This window comes from Microvirga mediterraneensis (genome assembly GCF_013520865.1).
GTDB lineage: Bacteria > Pseudomonadota > Alphaproteobacteria > Rhizobiales > Beijerinckiaceae > Microvirga > Microvirga mediterraneensis.
Window position 1 is genome coordinate 3,967,789 of the sequence record NZ_JACDXJ010000001.1, and the last position, 19,256, is coordinate 3,987,044.

15 protein-coding genes and 2 pseudogenes are annotated in these 19,256 nt (G+C 57.9%); 14 read left to right on the plus strand and 3 right to left on the minus strand.

The window, feature by feature from the left end:
• The first annotated feature begins 99 nt into the window (after positions 1-99).
• Positions 100-993: a glycosyltransferase family 2 protein gene (locus tag H0S73_RS18845; protein ID WP_181053589.1), complete on the plus strand. Its 894-nt coding sequence runs from the start codon at positions 100-102 to the stop codon at positions 991-993.
• Between the two features lie 42 nt (positions 994-1,035).
• Here H0S73_RS18845 and H0S73_RS18850 read toward each other — a convergent pair.
• Together H0S73_RS18850 and H0S73_RS18855 are read right to left on the minus strand one after the other, a co-directional pair.
• Positions 1,036-1,787: pseudogene (locus H0S73_RS18850) on the minus strand (IS5 family transposase).
• A gap of 495 nt (positions 1,788-2,282) precedes the next feature.
• Positions 2,283-3,680 (minus strand): hypothetical protein, encoded by a 1,398-nt coding sequence (locus H0S73_RS18855; RefSeq protein ID WP_181053590.1) that lies wholly within the window; start codon positions 3,678-3,680, stop codon positions 2,283-2,285.
• 679 nt (positions 3,681-4,359) lie between these two features.
• Between H0S73_RS18855 and H0S73_RS18860 the strand changes: the two genes are divergently transcribed.
• The 13 genes from H0S73_RS18860 (at position 4,360) to H0S73_RS18920 (ending at position 17,683) form a co-directional block, all read left to right on the plus strand.
• On the plus strand, positions 4,360-5,424 hold the full coding sequence (locus H0S73_RS18860) for a lysylphosphatidylglycerol synthase transmembrane domain-containing protein (protein WP_181053591.1): 1,065 nt from the start codon (positions 4,360-4,362) through the stop codon (positions 5,422-5,424).
• Between the two features lie 21 nt (positions 5,425-5,445).
• Positions 5,446-6,405, plus strand: a complete 960-nt coding sequence (locus H0S73_RS18865) for a glycosyltransferase family 2 protein (RefSeq protein ID WP_181053592.1) — start codon at positions 5,446-5,448, stop codon at positions 6,403-6,405.
• On the plus strand, positions 6,405-7,766 hold the full coding sequence (locus H0S73_RS18870) for an FAD-binding oxidoreductase (RefSeq protein WP_181053593.1): 1,362 nt from the start codon (positions 6,405-6,407) through the stop codon (positions 7,764-7,766). Before H0S73_RS18865 ends, H0S73_RS18870 begins: the two co-directional genes overlap by 1 nt.
• On the plus strand, positions 7,763-8,497 hold the full coding sequence (locus H0S73_RS26370) for an SDR family NAD(P)-dependent oxidoreductase (RefSeq protein ID WP_181053594.1): 735 nt from the start codon (positions 7,763-7,765) through the stop codon (positions 8,495-8,497). The genes H0S73_RS18870 and H0S73_RS26370 overlap by 4 nt, the downstream gene beginning before the upstream one ends.
• 135 nt (positions 8,498-8,632) lie before the next feature.
• A protein-coding gene (locus H0S73_RS18880; RefSeq protein WP_425488199.1) for an IS3 family transposase occupies positions 8,633-9,822 on the plus strand; the annotation gives its coding sequence in 2 pieces (ribosomal slippage) (positions 8,633-8,885 and positions 8,885-9,822; 1,191 coding nt in all).
• A gap of 542 nt (positions 9,823-10,364) precedes the next feature.
• Positions 10,365-11,144 (plus strand): glucose-1-phosphate cytidylyltransferase, encoded by a 780-nt coding sequence (rfbF, locus tag H0S73_RS18885; RefSeq protein ID WP_181053596.1) that lies wholly within the window; start codon positions 10,365-10,367, stop codon positions 11,142-11,144.
• Positions 11,145-11,151: 7 nt separating this feature from the next.
• Positions 11,152-12,255, plus strand: coding sequence for a CDP-glucose 4,6-dehydratase (gene rfbG, locus H0S73_RS18890; RefSeq protein ID WP_181053597.1), 1,104 nt, complete (start codon positions 11,152-11,154; stop codon positions 12,253-12,255).
• A gap of 26 nt (positions 12,256-12,281) precedes the next feature.
• A complete protein-coding gene (locus H0S73_RS18895) occupies positions 12,282-13,529 on the plus strand; it encodes a class I SAM-dependent methyltransferase (protein WP_181053598.1) in 1,248 nt (415 codons plus the stop codon).
• A gap of 92 nt (positions 13,530-13,621) precedes the next feature.
• Positions 13,622-14,044 (plus strand): IS66-like element accessory protein TnpA, encoded by a 423-nt coding sequence (gene tnpA / locus H0S73_RS18900; RefSeq protein WP_181054385.1) that lies wholly within the window; start codon positions 13,622-13,624, stop codon positions 14,042-14,044.
• The gene (tnpB, locus tag H0S73_RS18905; RefSeq protein ID WP_181053599.1) at positions 14,041-14,385 is read left to right on the plus strand and encodes an IS66 family insertion sequence element accessory protein TnpB; all 345 of its coding nucleotides are present in this window, start codon (positions 14,041-14,043) and stop codon (positions 14,383-14,385) included. The genes tnpA and tnpB overlap by 4 nt, the downstream gene beginning before the upstream one ends.
• 47 nt (positions 14,386-14,432) lie before the next feature.
• Positions 14,433-16,106 (plus strand): IS66 family transposase, encoded by a 1,674-nt coding sequence (gene tnpC / locus H0S73_RS18910; RefSeq protein WP_181053600.1) that lies wholly within the window; start codon positions 14,433-14,435, stop codon positions 16,104-16,106.
• Between the two features lie 93 nt (positions 16,107-16,199).
• Entirely contained in the window at positions 16,200-16,781 is a 582-nt protein-coding gene (gene rfbC / locus H0S73_RS18915; RefSeq protein WP_181053601.1) for a dTDP-4-dehydrorhamnose 3,5-epimerase, read from the plus strand.
• On the plus strand, positions 16,778-17,683 hold the full coding sequence (locus H0S73_RS18920; protein WP_181053602.1) for an NAD-dependent epimerase/dehydratase family protein: 906 nt from the start codon (positions 16,778-16,780) through the stop codon (positions 17,681-17,683). Before rfbC ends, H0S73_RS18920 begins: the two co-directional genes overlap by 4 nt.
• Before the next feature lie 308 nt (positions 17,684-17,991).
• On the opposite strand, the pseudogene H0S73_RS18925 reads toward H0S73_RS18920, so the two are convergent.
• Positions 17,992-18,767: pseudogene (locus H0S73_RS18925) on the minus strand (IS5 family transposase).
• Between the last annotated feature and the right edge of the window lie 489 nt (positions 18,768-19,256).

Sequence of the window (19,256 nt, forward strand, 5' to 3'; positions counted from 1 at the left end):
TAAGTCGGTGTGTAGAGAATGAACAGCAGCAGAAACTCAGACCGCGGGCGCATCCCGCAACAGCCCTGATGCTTCCAACCGCTTCCAGAGGACACGAATATGCGCCCTTCTCTCCTTCGTCGTGGATACCAAAGGTTCAAATTCTTTGCCCAAGCCTTCTCAGACCAGATGGGCCGCGGCCGCATGCATCTAACCTCGACGCCGGACGGCACCCAATCCCCCGAACTTTCAGGAAGGCCCCGCGTGCACGTCATTGTCCCGACCTACAACCGGCCCAACGAACTGCGGCGTCTGCTATCGCAAATCGACAGAGAATCCCCCGGCTTCGAGGTCAGTGTTCATGTCTACGATGACGGGAGTTCCGAGCCCGCTTATGTCGAGTGGTCCTCCTATCCGAACATCGCGAGCCTTTCTGTGTCACGATCGGCGAACCATGGCAAGAAACGGTACTGGGAGCTCGTCCATCGCATCCTATCGACAGTGCGATCCACAAACGGCGACTATTTCTATTACCTTGCCGATGACGTGCAACTTGTTCCGAAATTCTTCGAACGCTCCATCGCGCTATGGGATGGGATCAGGGATAGCCAGAAAGTTTCGCTTCACCTTCTCCTGGATCAGCGCGAGGGGCAGCCATGCTGGACCAACTATCAGCCCCACGTGGTCGACACGCCTCAGGGCAAAGTCTACAAGTCCCAATGGGTCGACATGCTCATGATGTTTAACCGCCGCTTTCTTGAGGAGCTGGAGTATAGGATCGATGCGGTCGATCCGGGTCGTTGGAACAAGGACCCCAACCTCTCGAGTGGTGTCGGAATGCAGATTTCGCGGCGGCTCCATCAGCGCAGGGCCTCGATGTATCTGGTGACGGATTCCCTCCTCATCCATGAGGACGAGCCGAGCGTCATGAACCCTGAGGAGCGCCGCCGAAGCCCCATCGTCAGCCGTTTCAAAGAAGCGGGCCGGCCATTGAGCGGATCAGCCACTGACTGACAGCCATGCGGACAGAAGGCCAAGCTGAGGGCTAGGTTTGACCTAGGTAGAGGACACATAACCGCGGATCCAGATGAGAGCTGAGATAAGCTCGATGGCGGCGAGGAAGTTCGCCAAGTTCTTGTCGTATCGCGTGGCAATGCCGCGGAACTGTTTAGGCTTATTGCAGAACCACTCCACGAGATTTCTGTAGCGATACAGAAAGGCGCTGAAGGCAAACTCGCCCCTGCGGTTGCGCTTGGGTAAAATATTGGGCTAGGCGCCTTGCCCTTGGTTCTGATCACGAATGGCGTTGCTGTCGTAAGCCTTGTCGACCAGTAGGGTCGCACTAGAATTCAACTTCGTCAGAAGCCCCTCGACTGCCGTTACCTTATGCACTTGCCCCGTCGTCAGCGAGATCCAAATCGGGCGACCTTCCGCATCTACCAGAGCATGGATCTTGGTGCTCAGGACGCTGCGAGGGCGTCCCATACCCCGATCTCTGCACTCTTTTTACCCGTCGCGCGATGCTGATGGACACGAACGCAGGAGGAGCCGTTCATGATCAGATCGCAATCTTAGCGGCTGAGACTGCATTCAGGATACCGCCCCGCCCATCGGCCTTGCGTCAGTGCACAAAGCGATTGTAGCAGGTGGTGGAGGACCATAGCGCTCGGGATGTCACACCAAGTCGAGCCGGTGCGGAAGCGCCAGACAATGCCGTTACGAACCCGGCGGCCATTCACCCGCGGCTGATTGGGCAGCAACGGCTCGATGACCTTCCAATAGAGGTAAATCAACTCGTGTCGACGCATCAACCCCTCCCAGACACGGGAGATATATCATCACCTCGCTGCGAAGAAAGATCCTTTATGGATTCACGACCTAACTCGGCACCGTGCCTCTGCGTCAGAAATGCCTTTGAATCTTCTATACGTGCACACCCGTTCGCATTTGAAGTTGTGGCAAATATAAAAGTGATCACGACTAAGTCACGCGTGTGTGATAGCCTTCTTTGCCAAGCGGCCAAGATGGATGCTTTATCCGGCAAACTTAGGGCCTAAGCCTTGTGGCAATCGTTTATCGCCCGATTGCTTCTTAGCGCGTCCCTTGCCATTCCCTTCAGGGCTTTGGCATTCATCTTCGAAAATGACCTTCGACGGCAATTCCGTACCGTTGACAATAAGTCTCCATTTCTCGAGGCGCACACTGTCTGGCATTGGAACTCCATTAATTATAGCATAAACCAACGTACTCCTATGCACCTCGTTCCAGTAGTAGAATTGCGGTCGCGGCCGGTGAAAGGCGGATTACCTCTCCCTGTAAGGACCGATCTTTAGCCGCTGCAGGTCCGCCTTAAGCTGGCGAACGAACTCCGGACTTGGATGGATAAAGCCATCGCGTGGTGTAGGCTCGAGCCCTATAGGGTAAGCAGTAGCCAGTTCCGCACTGAAAAATCGCACATCCTGATAAATGCGGATGGCCCGATAATAGGTGATACTGCCCAGCAGGACGGTGGCGCTCACGGCCAGAGATGCAGCGAGTGACGACCAATGCAACCTCCTCGGTTGACTTGGCGCCCGGAGCGCTTTGCGCTGAGCCATGAGGTGCGCTACATAATAGACCTGTCCCAGCAGCAGATAGACACCGAAAATTGTGTAGCGGCTGGCATTCGCGTTCGAGACGCCAGCAGCATCGAATCCCGCCCGCCCCCATCCTGTGACGATCGCTGAACCACCAGCGAAAAGAGCGAATCCAACGAGGATCAGCGCCGGGGGCCGACCGCTGCGCAGATCATCCCAAGCTCGCCAAACCCAGAAGCAACCCGTACCGACCAAGGCGAAGCCACAGATCCCGTTGAACATAGTGGAAGCTGGAACATCAAACTGGTTCTTGAACGGAAACCAAATGAGGCTTCCGAGCGGAGCGCCAAGATAGACGAAAGTAAATCGTATCAGATCGACCACACCTGGGTGTGCCGACTCCATAGAGCCACTCATGCCAGGCACATAGGTCAGCAGAACAACTGCAAAGTTTATAACCCAGAACAGAACCCACTTACTCGGCCGCCATAGACTATGCGATCCGAACTGCAACGTGATGATGATCGCGATGAAAGCCACCAAGCCGTTCGTGAGGCAGTAGGCCGCCAGCCAGCAGCTGATTGCTCCTATCACATGGTTCAACCATTTGCCAGGATTAGTAAATATGACCAGGAGCGCAAGAGCGATGAGAGCGTTGGTCGCATTCAACTGAAACATCATTGACCACCAGTGATTGTTGTGGCCGGCCGGCGAAAATATGAAAATTGAGACCACCAGCATTGCTGCAGGCAAGACAAGCCCGTCATTGGAAGGAATAAGCCTCTTAAGTCCCCACCAATGGCATGCGAAGGTGCCGAATATCGCCACATACATGTAGATGTATTCAGAGCGGAGATCCCAAGCCGTCAGGATGGCATTGGCCAGCATCACGCCGCGATAGACGAGAGGGCGCGTGTGATTGTGCGGAGCCAGCAAACTAGCGAATGTGAACGTCCCGTCATGCCACGCCGCAATCCATCGGATCAACTCAGTGTGATCCCAGAATGGCAATGTGATAGCTGAATACTGTATAACAACAAATACATAGACTGCGGGAAGCACCGCAAGGACATAAAGCGCTCTACGAACGCTAGCAGCAACACCAGATTCTCTCGAGATCTTCAATTTTTGAGTTCCCGCGCTTCTACAGCTTTTATTCGGCGAACCGCCATCTGTCAGCGGCGCATGGTTTTGTCAACTTGCTCGAAATGGAGGTAGAGACCTCCAAACCGCTGGATCATTCTCATAATCCGTGAGCCGCGCCTAGGTACTAGGGCGCCGTTCAAATAGCTTGAGAATCAGAAATCAAGCACCCTGCCGCCTCACCCATTGGGTGGCCTTGTCGCCCTCATGGGCGGCCCGATCGTCGCGGATCACCACATCGCCTTCGACAGAATCGAAGCGATCTATGTATGCATTTTGTTTCGGAAGCCGATGCTGCCCCTGAGCCTAAGCCCATCCCACCACAGTGCGGCGAGGAAGGTTTAAGTTTTCCAGTGTCCGAATAGCACGATCGTATGTAAACGCTGGCCGAACAAAAGCGACTGCCCGGCAGGGATGGCCAGCATCGGCAAAGGCCTCAATCCGATGTTTAAGCCTAGGAAAACCTTCACTCTACAAGCGAACTTCCCTTATTGCAACTATATTGCTTAATAATGATCTGGAAAATGAATAGGCTCATTCTTAGCCTAATGAGCTTCCGACATAACATTTCAATTAATGGCGTCTGTTTAGCCACTGCAAAACTCAATGCTCCGGTGTCCGGTTCGTCATTCGCTCTTGCCTTTGGGCTGAATTATGCGAGATGAGCAGGCTTCAAGTTCAAATGGCAGGTGGAACACTAGCGAATATAGCTCCACACAGAAAATTACTTATAGGCATTCCAACTATGAATCCTTTCCCGAAATTCCGATCGCCTGAGGCACGCTCGAAACGGTCAAAGTCAATTCTTGTCCTTGCGAAGGTTGTCGTTTCAGCTGCCATCCTGATTTTCCTTGCACAGGACCTCGAGCTTGCTGCCATCGAACGCACCTTCAGGACGATGACTGTGGAGATGTTCGGACTTTGCCTTCTGCAGCTCCTCCTCATTCCAGTTCTGGGGGCGGTTCGCTGGAAAATTGTCCTCTCTCGCCTAGGATACGCCCTTAGGCTGAGACCCTTAGGACGGATCTTCTGGATTGGGATGGCGCTCAACCAAGTCCTTCCTACAGCCGTCGGGGGGGATGCCGTCCGAACCTGGATGATTTATCGGGATGGCGTGAATGCGGTTGATGCAACCATCAGTGTGCTTCTTGAGCGAATCGTCCTGCTTGGCAGTCTCCTGGCCATGATCTGTATGGCCGGCTGGATCGGCTCGGCGTTTGTTCCTCATGCGCTGTTCAAGCTGACGGGACTTGCAGTCCTTGCGGGAGTTGTTGCCGTCGCCCTCCTTCCGTTTGGAGAAAGGCTTTTTGCTTTGCTTCCCAACAGCAGGTTTGCCCGCCTGGGGCGCAGCATGTGGAGTAGCCTGAGCAAGGTCGTGCTCAACTATTGGGCTCTTCCACTCGGAGTTCTCTGCATTCTCACTAATTTGAACTTTGCGATAGCAGGATGGTGGCTGGGTCTTGCGATGAATCTGCCTTTCGACGGTGCGGTTTACCTTGTCGCCATCCCGGTTGTAACACTCGCGACCGTAATCCCAATTTCCGTCGGCGGATGGGGCGTCCGGGAAGCTGCTATGGTTGGAATGCTTGGGCCGCTTGCGGGAAATGACGTGGCCCTCCTCTACTCGGTGATGTTTGGTATCGCGCTCTTGCTCTCAAGTCTCCCAGGTCTTGTTCTCATGCTTTGGAACCCGGCTGAGAACCGTAATCTACAAAGTAGCCGCTAGCCCCGTCCTAAGAGGGTCAACATGAATTCCATTACCCAAGCCACGCGACCTGTTCTCACTATCCTGTGCCCATGCTTCAACGAGCAAGGAGTGGTCAGCGCATTCTTCGACCAACTGCGCCCGGTAATCGAGTCGGTCTCGGACCGCTATCACGTCAAGACGATCTTCCTGAACAACGGTTCCACAGACGGTACCCTCGATGAAATCCTTGGCCTTCGGATGAAATGGCCGGATATATACGTAATAACGTTTAGCAAAAATGTAGGTTACCAGCGCTCGCTCGATAGTGGCTTACGGAACACGATCAGCGATCTTTACCTTTTCATCGACGTGGATTGTGAGGATCCGCCTGCTCTCATCCCGGTGTTCCTTGAGAAGTATGAACAGGGCTACGACATCATTTATGGCGAACGCATCGATCGTGAGGAGCCCGAGGCCCTGAAATCCGCTCGGCGCTACTTCTACCGACTTCTCAAGCGTCTGGCCGATGATGAAATCCTACTCGATATGGCCGAGTTCGGCATGTTCACCGCCGAGGTGCGCGACGCGATCATCAGCGACCAAAACTCTTTCCCGTTCATCCGATCTTCCATCAGTCGTGTCGGGTTCAGACGCTGCGGCATTCCGTTCAAGCGCCAGCGCCGCATTGGCGGACAGACCCACTACAACATCATGGGAATGGTCATCTTTGCCGTAGCGGGAATTCTGTCCGCGTCTACTCTTTTCCTGCGGCTTCCTATCTACATTCTCCCATTCTGGATTCTCGTGCTGACCGGCCTGATGATCGCCTTTCTACAGACAGGCGCGTATTGGACGGCGATAGTTGGTCTGTACGTCTTTGCAATCTATGTCGGTACAGCCCTGGCATTCGTCAGCTTGTACGTAGCGCGCAGCTACAAGAACGGATTGCAGCGGCCAAGTGCCTTCATCAACCGCAGGGACACCTATCTCGAACCCGCGGTTGCTAAGGCGAACGCCTGATGGGCGACAGCATAGACATGCAGGACGGGCGGCCGACGCCCGACGCCGCACTTGCCCAAAAGTGTCTTCGCAGCTTCGACGGCGGAGTTCTCTGCAACGTCCGGACCGTCAAGCCCGAGTCCTATCGGGCCATTTCCGCCTTGGGGCCGGGGCAAACCCCTTTCGTGCCTCGCGGTCAGGGTCTATCGTATGCGGCCGCGAGCTTCGGCTCATCAAGTACGGCGATCGACATGCGATCCTTCGACCGAGTTTTGGATTATGACTCGGATACAGGCGAGGTTGTTGTTGAAGCAGGTATGACGCTGGCGAGCCTTTTCGAATTCCTGTTGAGGAAAGGGCGATACCTTCCGGTCCAACCAGGGCATGGGCAGATCTCCGTCGGAGGCTGCATCGCAGCGAATGTCCATGGCAAGAACCAAGCAAGAGACGGAACCTTCTACGACCAAGTCCAGCAAATTACCCTCTTTCATCCCCGGCATGGCATCGTCACAGTGAGCCGCGAACAGTCGCCAACGGTCTTCGAGACCACCTGCGGCGGTTACGGGCTAACCGGGCTCATCTTAACTGCGCGCCTGAGGACACGGCGCATCCCGGGCGGTACCGTGACAATGAAGACGTCCGTGGCCGATCGGCCCGAGACCGGGATGGAGATGATCAGCAAGGCAGCTGCATCCTGCGACGTCGCCTATTCCTGGCACGACATGATCGGCACCGCAGGTTCGGGCCTCGTCGTGACCGGCAGTTTCGATGAGGGCCCGTTGGAGACCGAACGACGGCAGCGCCACCGCACGATTTCATCGGAGTGGCGTGCGGCAATGCCAATCTCAGTGCAGACGGCACTTGTCGGTCGAGCGGTCAACACGCTGTACCGTATTCTGAACGGACCAGGGGAGCGGAAGGTCCATCTGCGCGAGGCTCTCTTCCCCGCGCAGGGTAAGGAAATCTATTTCCGTCTCTTCGGAAGAGCGGGCTTTCACGAATATCAAGCCATCGTTCCAGTTTTACAATTTCCGGAATACATCGCGCAGGTGCGGGCGAGCGCACGCAAACACAGAGTGCCCATTGTACTTGCCTCGGGAAAGAGCTTCGATGGCGTTTCAAAACTTCTTCGATTTACCGGCGCGGGGACATGCTTCGCCATCAATGTGCCACGAACACGAACGTCGCTCGATTTCCTCGCTGAACTTGATGGCATTGCCATTGACCTCGGTTGCCGTCCTAACATCATCAAGGATGCGCGCCTGCCCCGCTCCGTCGTAGAGGCCACCTACCCGGACTACGATCGCTTTAAGAGACTTCTCTCTGAGTGGGATCCCGAGCGCATGTTCCGATCTGAACTCTCTGAAAGGCTGGGCCTTTGACTGCCGTTATCCTCGGTGCGACTGCCGGCGTTGGACGTGCACTTGGCCGCGAGCTGGCTCGGCGCGGGATGAATGTGCTTCTGATAGCCAGGGACGAGCAGAGCCTTCAGGCGGAGGCGGCCCACCTTCGCTTGATGTACGGTGTCTGCGCTTCCACGGTCGTAGCCGACGGCACGCGGCCTCAGGAACTCGCTGCGAAGCTATCTGAGGCATGTAGTCATCTGGATAGTATCGACGTTTTACTATGCCCGATCGGAGCCTCCCGTTCGGACGATGACGGCTCTCAACCTTTGCAAGAGACGCAATCCCTGATCGACACCAACTTCACTGCGGTCGTAGCGGCTACAGACGTTATACTTCCTGCCATGATACGGGTTAATCGCGGAAGTATTGTCGGATTCAGTTCAATCGCAGCGACACGCGGACGCGGCGCGAACGTCGTGTACTCCGCCTCTAAGCGCGCTCTCGAGAGCTATTTCGAAAGCATGCGCCACAGGCTGGCTGATACTGGAGTCCGCACCACCGTCTATCGGCTTGGATATATTGCAACTCAGCAAAGCTACGGAAAGACTTTGCTATTACCAATCGCTACTCCAGAAGACGTCGCCCGCACGGTCTGCGCTCATTTGCAAATGCGGGAGGGATGCGTCACCTACCCGTCATTCTGGCTGCCAATTATCTACCTTCTGCGTGTAGTACCCTGGGCCATTTTCAAGAAGATGAAGTTTTAGATTCTTGATCTAGGGCTTTGTGACGGGTTGTTTCCTCCCACATAAAGGGATGTGCTATAGGCTACGTAATCCTGACCTGCCCCTGAGATTTCCCTCCAACTGGAGTTAGAGTCCGGCCCATCATAAGGACGGACCATGAAGCGTTCACGGTTTACGGAAGAACAGATCATCGGGATCCTGCGCGAGCAGGAGGCTGGGGCAAAGGCGGCCGATCTGTGCCGCAAGCACGGCATGTCGGAAGCCACCCTGTATAACTGGAAGGCCAAGTACGGCGGCATGGACGTCTCGGACGCCAAGCGCCTCAAGGCGCTGGAAGACGAGAACGCCAGACTGAAGAAGCTGTTAGCCGAATCCATGCTGGATGCCTCGGCCCTGCGCGATCTCCTCTCAAAAAAGTGGTAGGGCCCGCCGCGAAGCGCGAAGCCGTCGCGCACCTGCAGGCCGGCTTCGGCCTGTCGGAGCGGCGGGCCTGTACCCTGATCGGGGCTGACCGAAGCACGATCCGATACCGCTCATGCCGGCCGGACGAGGCCGTCTTGCGCGGCCGCCTGCGTGACCGGGCGCGGGAACGGCGTCGGTTTGGTTATCGGCGGCTGTTCGTGCTGCTTCGGCGTGAGGGCGAGACGGCGGGTCTCAACCGGATCTACCGCCTCTACCGTGAGGAGGGTCTGGGCGTTCGCAAACGTCAGGCACGTCGGCGGGCGGTCGGCACGCGAGCGCCCATTCTGGTGGAGGCGAAGGCCAATGCGCGCTGGTCGCTGGACTTTGTCCATGACCAGTTCGCGAACGGCCGGCGCTTTCGCATTCTGAACGTCGTCGATGACGTGACACGGGAGTGCCTGGCGGCGATCCCCGACACCTCGATCTCAGGCAAGCGGGTCGCCCGGGAGCTGACGACCCTGATTGAGCGACGCGGCACGCCGGGGATGATTGTGTCCGATAACGGCACCGAACTGACCTCGAATGCCATCCTCGCCTGGTGCACCGAGCACCGGATCGAGTGGCATTACATTGCCCCAGGCAAGCCGATGCAGAACGGCTACATCGAGTCGTTCAACGGCCGCATGCGCGATGAACTGTTGAACGAGAGCCTGTTCTTCGGACTGGATCATGCCCGCGAGCTGATCGCCGCCTGGGTCGAGGATTACAACACCGAGAGACCCCACTCTTCCTTGGGTTATCAGACGCCGCAGGCGTTCTCCAAAGCCCTACGAACCGCAAGGGACCATCGCGCTGCGCAACGGACAGGCTCCGCGCGCTGGCCCCTTGCTCCTGTCGCGCCATGCGGCCTATCACCGGTCGAGGCTCTAAACGCCATTGGATGAAGCTTCGGTGGCAGGTCAGCAGACGTGGAGTATGCCCAAGTTCGGCGATCAGGGAGAGTTCGCCAGTCGTGACATGCGGCATCTCTGTATCCATCGGCAGGTTCACTGACGCTTCCTTCTCGCTCTTGAACCTATCGGAGACTCGACTGAGAAACTTGGCCGCGTTGGTTGATTCAGTCAGGTTGTACACCGTGCGGCAGGGCTACCGCTGTGGGGCCTCGCCCCACAGTGACCAGCGCCACTTCAGGCTCAAAGGCAAGAGAGTCGTTCCCGCTTGGTCTCTTGCTCATCGTTTCTCCTGCCCAGCAGCTGTTCCAACTGCTGCCAAGCGAAACTTCCACCTATCTCGCTGGCTTGCTCTTTCCCGAGTCATCTCTGGGTGTCAGGGTCTTTAATTTTGTTGAGGCTTAGGGTATGTGCCAAGTTCAAATCTATAGAGCTGCTTCCACGCGTGTGGAATCACCTCTCTTCTTTGTTTGACCGCATCTTCTGGCGGTGAACCGGATCCACGTTACCGAAAAAACGCTCTAGAAGGACCCGACATGAACGTGCGTAAAGCTGTAATTCTCGCTGGTGGATACGGCACTCGACTATCAGAGGAAACCGGTTTACGCCCGAAACCATTAGTAGAAATCGGCGGTCGCCCTATACTCTGGCACATAATGAAGACGTATTACCATCATGGCATTTCAGAATTCATTATTTGTCTAGGCTACAAAGGGTATATGATAAAGGAATACTTCTCCAATTATTTTCTTCATATGTCCGATGTTACCTTTGACTTCAATGACAATAGCACGACGATTCATGATCGCCGCTCAGAGCGCTGGAAGGTAACCCTTGTCGACACGGGCCAAGACACAATGACCGGAGGACGCCTCAAGCGTATCGCTCCCTACGTGGGCGATGAGACGTTTTGCATGACCTATGGCGATGGCGTTGGTAGCATCGATATCGGCAAGCTAATCCGGCATCACGCCGACAGGGGGCGCGATGCCACGGTCACTCTCGTCAGACCCCCCGGACGTTTCGGTGCGGCTGACCTTGATGGCGACACCGTCCACGGGTTTAAAGAAAAGCCAACCGGCGGCAGTGGCTGGATCAATGCTGGATATTTCGTCCTGGCTCCGTCGGTGTTCGACATAATCGAAGGAGATGCAACGATATGGGAGCGCGAACCATTGGAGCGCCTCGCAGCGAAGGGGCAGTTGAGCGGGTATCAACACGAGGGGTTCTGGGAGCCCATGGACACGTTGCGTGACAAAAACAACCTTGAGGACTTGTGGGCTCGCGGTTCGGCGCCGTGGCGCGTTTGGGAGTGAGTGATCTATGGGTAGGCTCTCAGCGTCCCAAGCGCTAGACAGTTACAAGTCTCGGCGCGTCCTTGTTACTGGCCATACAGGCTTCAAGGGTTCATGGCTCACGGGTTGGCTGCATGCACTCGGCGCTGAGGTGACCGGCTTCTCGCTCGCGCCGGATCAGGGGCCTGACAACCTGTTCGATCAGGCTGGGATCGACGGATTGTGCTGTTCACGAATTGGAGACATTCGCAATTTCGATGCCGTTCGCAGTACATTTGAGGAATCGCGTCCAGAGATTGTGCTGCACCTCGCCGCTCAGCCGCTGGTACCGCGGAGTTACGCCGATCCAGTCGGCACCATGGCAACAAACGTGCTCGGAACCACACACGTTCTAGAGGCTGCGCGGCTCTGCTCCAGCGTCAATGCAGTTGTATGTGTAACGACAGACAAGGTTTACCGTAATCACGAGTGGGCTTGGCCATATCGTGAAACGGACGAACTCGGCGGCTTCGATCCATACAGCGCGAGCAAAGCCGGGGCCGAGATGGTTGCCCGATCTTACCGGACTGCTCTTGCACCAAAGGATAGGCCTTTTGCACTCGCTACCGCACGCGGTGGGAATGTGTTAGGAGGAGGCGACTGGTCAGCTGATCGCCTTGTGCCGGATATGGTGCGAGCGCTTCGTGCCGGCGTCCCTCTTGAGATCCGCCATCCGAACGCAATCCGTCCGTGGCAGCACGTCCTCGACCTCTGCTATGCCTACCTGCTCATTGGAGCCGTTCTCCGGGAGCGCGCCGATGGTGTTGACGTTGAGGCCTGGAATATTGGCCCTGATCCGAGCACCTCCATCCCGGTTCAGTCGCTAGCGAGCCTGTTCTTCCGGGCTTGGGGGGCACCAGATCACCCTATCACCTCTACCGACGCGGTTGGCTTTGAATCGCGTACTCTGTCGCTCGACTCGTCACTGGCCCGCAGCCGCCTCGGCTGGGCACCTGTGCTCGGGGCAGAGGAAATCGTCCGCCTTTCCGCTCAATGGTACCGCGGATATGTGAATGAGCCCAACCAGGCCCGTGTCCTTATGGATGCGCAACGTACCGCGTTCGAGCAGCGTCTCGTCTCAAGCAATTACTGATTAGCTCTGGAAAATAGCTTATCGCCATGCATCAATTTAGCTCCCCCCCCTGCCGCCACTGCGGTACTGCGTTGAAGCTCACCTTCGCTGACCTCGGATCGACACCGATTTCGAACGATTTCCTATCGGCCGAGCAGGTCAACGGGCCAGACCCTTTCTATCCTCTGCGAGCATTTGTGTGTCAGGAATGTAGACTGGTGCAACTCCAGGACTTTTTCCGCTCGGACGACCTTTTCCGCGAGGATTATGCCTACTTCTCATCGTTCTCGCCCTCATGGCTGCAGCACGCCGAACGTTATGCCGCTGACATGGCAGAGCGATTCAATCTTACCCCACAAAGCCATGTCGTCGAGGTGGCGAGCAATGATGGATATCTTCTGCAATATTTCAAGAAGCGGGGTATTTCGGTTTTGGGCGTGGAGCCAAGCCGGTCGGTAGCAGACGTTGCCGTGGCAGAGCGGCAAATCCCGACCGTGGTCCAGTTCTTCGGTGTCGACACGGCGCGAGCTCTTCTAGCAGATGGCCATGCCGCGGATGTGATGTCTGCTAACAACGTGCTCGCGCATGTGCCCGACATCAACGATTTCGTGGGAGGATTTACGGTTCTGCTGAAGCCGAACGGTGTCGTAACCTTCGAGTTCCCGCACCTTCTCAACCTGATCCGTCTCAACCAATTTGACACCATCTATCACGAGCACTTCTCGTATCTGTCCTTGTTGGCCGTCGAGCGAATTCTCGCGAAGAACGGGCTGCGCGCTTTCGATGTGGAGGAACTTCCGACTCATGGCGGCTCTCTGCGGGTTTTCGCATGCCGCCCGGAGGCCATCCATGCGGAACAGTCCGGGCTCAGTGCTATTCGTGCAAAGGAGGCTGAGGCTGGCCTTGACCGCGACGAAGTTTATTTAGCGTTCGGCGAGAGAGTGCGGGAGACGAAACGCAGCTTACTTGAGCTCCTTATCCGTCTTAAGCGTGAGGGCAAGCACATCGTCGGATACGGCGCGCCGGCGAAAGGCAACACGCTCCTGAATTATTGCGGCATTGGTACCGATATGCTCGACTTCACCGTCGACCGCTCCCCATATAAGCAGGGGCGCTTTCTGCCGGGCACACGCCTCCCCATCCTCGACCCGGCTGCCATTGATCAGGCGCGGCCGGATTATGTGCTGATCTTGCCCTGGAATCTCAAGGAGGAAATCACAGAGCAGTTGGCATCGATCCGCTCCTGGGGCGGGCGCTTCATCGTGCCGATCCCAGTTGCTACTGTGCTCGACTGAAACGTACGCATCCGAGCTGGGCCGTCTTGTAGAATTGAGGCATTTGGAAGAGCACTGGCTATATCGACGTCGATATGGACGGTGTTGTAGCCATGGACATTATCAGGGATCGTGAGCCGGTCAGCCGCCTGGATGTGGTCGACACGGGCCGCCGTCGCCGGTTCAGCGATGAAGCCAAGCTGGCAATTGTGGCCGAGAGCTATCGCGGGCCAAAGCAGGTGTCGGCCACGGCGCGCCGGCACGGGATCACCCGCTTTCAATTGAACAGCTGGCGCAAGGCTCATAGAGAAGGACGGCTTGGCGCTGGTTCATGGGATGGGTTTGTGCCCGCCCTGGTCGTTCCGGACGCTCGCGCGCCCTTGGAGCCTTCGCCGACGGCACCGGTGCCGTATCCCCCAAGCGGCCTCGGTCGGATGGACGTTGTCACCGCGAACGGGCGGCATGTGATCGTCGACCGGGATGTCGATGTCGATGCGCTGCTGCGGATCATCCGGGGTCTTGAGGCGCTGCGATGATCCCAATCCCAACCGGCGTTCGGGTATGGCTGGCGACGGGCTATACTGACATGAGACGGGGCTTTCCATCGTTGGCCCTGCAGGTGCAGGAAGTCTTGAAGCATGACCCGCTCAGCGGTCATTTATTTTGCTTTCGGGGCCGTCGCGGCGATCTGATCAAAGTGATTTGGCATGACTCCCAGGGAGCATGCCTGTTCACGAAGCGCCTTGAGCGCGGCAGGTTCATCTGGCCGTCAGCGGCCGATGGCGTCGTGACGATCTCGCCGGCGCAGCTGTCTTACTTGCTGTCCGGAATTGACTGGCGTGCCCCTCAGGAAACCTGGCGTCCGACACGGGTGTGAGCCTGTTTTGCCATTGAAGTTGCTGGGAAATCTGGTTCAATGGTGTCATGTCATCGGCACCGTTCTCCCTGCCTTCGGACCTTGCCAGCGCCCAGGCCGCGCTGCTAGCTGAGCGCGAGGCACGGCTGCGCAGCGAGGCCGAGCGGGATGCGGCGGTTGCCGATGCCACCAATGCGAAGGCGAGGCTGTCCAGCACGGAAGCGCTGATCGCGTATCTGCAGCTGCAGATCGGAAAGCTGGAACGTGAGAAGCATGGCCCACGCCGTGAGCGCACCCAACGGCTGATCGACCAGCTGGAATTGCAGCTCGAAGAGCTGGTGACGGCGGCGACCGAGGATGAACTGGCGGCTGAGGCTGCGGCGGCGAAAGCACAGACCGTGCGCGCCTTCACCCGCAAGCGCCCGGTGCGCAAGCCCTTTCCGCAGGACATTGAGCGTGAACGCGTCGTGGTTGAGGCGCCGACGGTCTGCGGGTGCTGTGGCGGCGCACGGCTATCGAAGCTGGGCGAGGACGTGACGGAAACGCTGGAGGAGATCCCGCGCCGTTTCAAGGTGATCGAGACGGTCCGGGAGAAGTTTACGTGCCGGGATTGCGAGGCGATCAGCCAGGCTCCCGCGCCGTTCCATGCCACGCCGCGCGGCTTCCTCGGCCCGCATCTGCTGGCGACGATCGTGTTCGACAAGTTCGGACAGCATATCCCTCTGAACCGCCAGAGCACGCGCTTCCAATGCGAGGGCATCGCGCTGTCGACCCAGACCCTGGCCGATCAGGTCGGCCATGTCAGCGCCGCGCTTCAGCCGATCTTCGACCTGATCGAAGCCCATGTGTTTGCCGCCGAACGGCTTCATGGCGACGATACCACGATCCCGATCCTGGCGAAGGACAAGTGCACGACCGGACGGATCTGGACTTACGTGCGGGACGACCAGCCGTTTGGCGGACCTGCACCGCCGGCCGCGGTCTACTACGCCTCCCGCGATCGGCGCGGCGAGCATCCGCAGAAACACCTGGCCGGGGTCGGCGGCGTGCTTCAGGCGGATTGCTACAATGGTTTTAATCCGCTGTTCGACCCCGCGAAGAACCAAACGCCGATCACGGCCGCCTTCTGCTTCGCACATGCCCGCAGGAAATTCTTCGAACTGGTCGATGTCTCCCGCAATCCCCGGTGCGGCCAGAACGCCAGGCCGGTCTCTCCGATTGCGCTGGAGGCGGTCAGGCGCATGGATGCGCTGTTTGCCATCGAGCGCGAGATCAACGGCCGGAGTGCGACTGAGCGGCGCGCCGTGCGGCAGGAGAAAAGCAAGCCGCTCCTCGACGAGATGGAGGCCTGGCTGCGCCAGGAGCGGGGTCATCTGTCGCGATCCTCCCCGGTGATCGAGCCGATCAACTACATGCTCTCGCGCTGGGCCGACTTCTCCCGCTTTGTCGACGATGGCCGAATTTGTCTCACGAACAACGCCGCCGAAAGGGCATTGCGTGGTGTCGCCTGCGGCAGAAAATCGTGGCTCTTCGCCGGTTCTGATCGTGGCGCCGACCGGGCCGCCGTCATGCTGACGCTGATCATGACGGCCCGTCTCAACGATGTCGACCCGAAGGCATGGCTCGCCGATATCCTCGCTCGGATCGCCAACCTGCCGATCTCACGCCTCGATGAAATGCTGCCATGGGAATGGAAGAGATTGCGCCAGGGCGAGGCCTCCACGCCACAGCAGGCCGCCTGAACATCCACCATCATACAACAAATCGGATTACGCGCGACACTCAAAGTCCGCGTGGCTCCTCGGATGCTTACACTGAAACTGACGGCTACTGCAATGCAAGTTTTCGACACTCCGCTTTCAGGTTGCCGGCTGATCAAGCCAACGCCTCTCAGCGACGAGCGGGGATACTTCGTTCGTCTCTTCGACGCCGATGTCTTCGTGGCCCACGACCTCAACCCTGCTCTTGCACAAGCGAGTTTGTCCTACAATCTCCAGAAGGGAACTTTGCGTGGACTGCATTTTCAGGCGCATCCCCGTATGGAGGACAAGCTGGTGCGCTGCGCGAGCGGAGCTGTCTTCGACGTAGCGGTCGATATCAGGCCAGGATCTCCCACCTTCGGACAGTGGTATGGGGTCGAACTCTCGGCCGATAACAACTATCAGCTTTATATTCCCGCCGGGTTCGCACATGGGTTCCAGGCCCTAACTTCGAATGCGGTGGTCGCTTACCACATCAGTGTCCCTTATGACCCAGCGTTGACGGCGGGACTGCGTTTTGATGACCCGGATGTTGCCGTCGATTGGCCGCTGCCGCCGGCTCACTTGTCGGAACGTGATCGGTGCCTTCCTCGCCTCTCGGAGCTGGGATCGAGTTGCCTCATGCCGTACCCAGGATTTGGCGGGGCGCATCAGTGAGCAAGCGCCTGCTCGTGACTGGAGCGCGAGGCTTCATCGGACGACAAATCGTCACTGCTGCCGTGCAGGCGGGATACGATGTGCATGCAGTCGGAACACGGGCGCCCCCTGCAGATGAAGCAGGACCGGTCCAGTGGCATGTCGCAAATCTCCTTGCAGAAGGCGAGCCGCGCCGCTTGGTGTCCGTAGTCAAGCCGACGCACCTCCTGCATGCTGCTTGGGAAACCAGCCACGGCAACTATTGGACAAGCCCGGACAATGTGCTTTGGCTCGGGACGACCGCTGCGCTTGCTCACGCATTTGCGAGTAGTGGCGGCCAGCGCTTCATATTGGTTGGGACTTGCGCCGAGTACGACTGGCAGCAAGGCGTGATGGTGGAGGGTGTCACGCCGAACCGTCCGCATACGCTCTATGGCGCGTGCAAACTTGCCGCTCACCAGATGCTTCAGTCGATGACCCCGGAGGTGGGATTTACCGCTGCGACAGGGCGTGTATTCTTTGCATTCGGCCCGCGCGAGAATGCTCAGCGGCTGATCCCATATATTTCTCGCTCATTGTCTGCCGACGATGTCGCCCTCCTGTCGAGCGGCCGTCAGATTCGAGACTTTCTCCACGTTGATGATGTCGCAAATGCCTTCGTGGTTTTGTTGAACAGCGAAGCTAACGGCGCCTTTAATATTGGCATGGGCGAACCGGTTCGACTATCCGAGATTGCGCAGACCCTTGGCCAGGTTAGCGGGCGACCGGATCGGATCCGCCTTGGTGCTCGGCCCGATCGATCTGATGACGTCCCCGTGCTGGTGCCCGACACTCGGCGCCTGCAAAGCCTTGGCTGGAAGCCGCTCATCTCACTTGAGCGAGGTTTGGCTGAGACCTATGCTTGGTGGGCGGCTCAAGAGTGAGTGCCGTGTAATCTCTGAGTTTTCAACTTGGCTCTCTGTGAACGGACGGAGTTCCCGGATCGCTGTTTCGAAGCGCCTGCCAAGCTATGTTGCTATGTGTCTGCGGGCGGGGAAGATTGGTTTGTAGACCCTGAATAACACACAATTAGTTGAGGTGAAGAATTCTCCATCATCGCGAAGCATTGCGAAATGCCAGCTCCGGGGTGCCGACCCACGAGATCCCTGTATATTTCCGTGGGGTCTAAGCCGACAACGCCGTTCTCTACTGCAGCCGTCTCGATCAGATCCTCGCTCCGCACTAGGCTCTGTTAGCTCTTGATCCAGTCGTGAGTTGCGGCGATGCACAGCACCGCCATGAAGCAGCGTGCCGTCTTCTCGTAGCGAGTGGCGATGGCGCGCCATTCCTTCAGCCGCCCCCAGAGCTGCTCGACACGGGAACGGTTGGCGTAGATCCAGGCGGGACAGGCCAACGGGCCCTCGGTGGGATTGGTGGGGATCGCCGGTCGTGCACCTCTGTCCCAGACGGCTTGACGCAAGCCATGCGACGAGTAGATGCGATCGCCCACCACCCACAGCGGCACGCCCGGCAAGCTGTCGAGCAGGGGCAGCGCCAAGCGCAGTTCGTGCGCCTAGCCTGGGGCAAGGAGGAACGTCACCGCCCGCCCGAGCGCATCGGCAATCACGCAGGCCTTCGTACCGAAGCCGCCACGGCTTCGTCCAAGTGCCTCATGCTGATCGCGGCTTGCCGCACTCCCCCCTTTTTAGCCGCGCCCGCCGCCTTGGCATGCGCCCGGATGCTGCTGCCGTCGAGGAACACCATGCCCAGTTCGACCTTGCGCTCTTGCGCCAGCTCGAAAATGGCTTCCCACACTCCCAGTTCGGCCCAGCGGATGAACATCTGCGCGGCACGCCACCATGGCCCGAGTTCCGCCGGAATGGAGCGCCACTTGGCGCCGTTGCGGTGACGCCAGACAATGGCTTCGAAGGTTTGGCGCAGATCGAGCGGTTGGGTCTTGCCATGCGGGCGGCAGGCCGCAATCAGCGGCTCCCAGACCGCCCACTCAGCATCGTCTAGAACTTGCATGATGGCCTCCCTCGGCATCCAGCAAAGGGAGAACGCTTTCAAGGCCTAACAGGGCCTAGGACCTCTTTCGCTCTAGTTCTGATCGGGCGCGCTCTGATCTCCGCTTGAGCAAGCCTTAGGCGACGCTCATAAGTCCGAAAATCGCCAATCCACAGTAGACCCGAACCGGATGCACTGGTAACGGCAGTTGGTGACGTAGTTCCGACGCCGTCGGACGGTAACTATCGAGAAACTCGTCGATAGGGCTCCAGAACGCCTCCTGAGTGCGAGCGGCCGCCAATACACAAAAGCGACTTGAGATTATCAAACGGCTGCTTGTTCAGTTCGGGTCGACTAAGTACGGCGCCCGGTAACCAGACTGGTGCCAGCCAAACGGGCCTTCTCCCGGACGCTTGCCACCTTGTGGGAAGCTCGGCGGTCAAGCACAACTACGTCATCGGACGAGAGGCTCAGGATCAGCGCTTGCTCAACGCAAGCGCGGAAAACATT

What these genes read in the sequence shown, in the direction of transcription:
- tnpC (WP_181053600.1), top strand. Translation starts at nt 14,433, where the DNA reads ATGTCATCGGCACCGTTCTCCCTGCCTTCGGACCTTGCCAGCGCCCAG.
- H0S73_RS18895 (WP_181053598.1), top strand. Translation starts at nt 12,282, where the DNA reads ATGCATCAATTTAGCTCCCCCCCCTGCCGCCACTGCGGTACTGCGTTG.
- H0S73_RS18845 (WP_181053589.1), top strand. Translation starts at nt 100, where the DNA reads ATGCGCCCTTCTCTCCTTCGTCGTGGATACCAAAGGTTCAAATTCTTT.
- rfbC (WP_181053601.1), top strand. Translation starts at nt 16,200, where the DNA reads ATGCAAGTTTTCGACACTCCGCTTTCAGGTTGCCGGCTGATCAAGCCA.
- rfbG (WP_181053597.1), top strand. Translation starts at nt 11,152, where the DNA reads ATGGGTAGGCTCTCAGCGTCCCAAGCGCTAGACAGTTACAAGTCTCGG.
- H0S73_RS18860 (WP_181053591.1), top strand. Translation starts at nt 4,360, where the DNA reads ATGAGCAGGCTTCAAGTTCAAATGGCAGGTGGAACACTAGCGAATATA.
- H0S73_RS18870 (WP_181053593.1), top strand. Translation starts at nt 6,405, where the DNA reads ATGGGCGACAGCATAGACATGCAGGACGGGCGGCCGACGCCCGACGCC.
- H0S73_RS18865 (WP_181053592.1), top strand. Translation starts at nt 5,446, where the DNA reads ATGAATTCCATTACCCAAGCCACGCGACCTGTTCTCACTATCCTGTGC.
- tnpB (WP_181053599.1), top strand. Translation starts at nt 14,041, where the DNA reads ATGATCCCAATCCCAACCGGCGTTCGGGTATGGCTGGCGACGGGCTAT.
- rfbF (WP_181053596.1), top strand. Translation starts at nt 10,365, where the DNA reads ATGAACGTGCGTAAAGCTGTAATTCTCGCTGGTGGATACGGCACTCGA.
- tnpA (WP_181054385.1), top strand. Translation starts at nt 13,622, where the DNA reads ATGGACATTATCAGGGATCGTGAGCCGGTCAGCCGCCTGGATGTGGTC.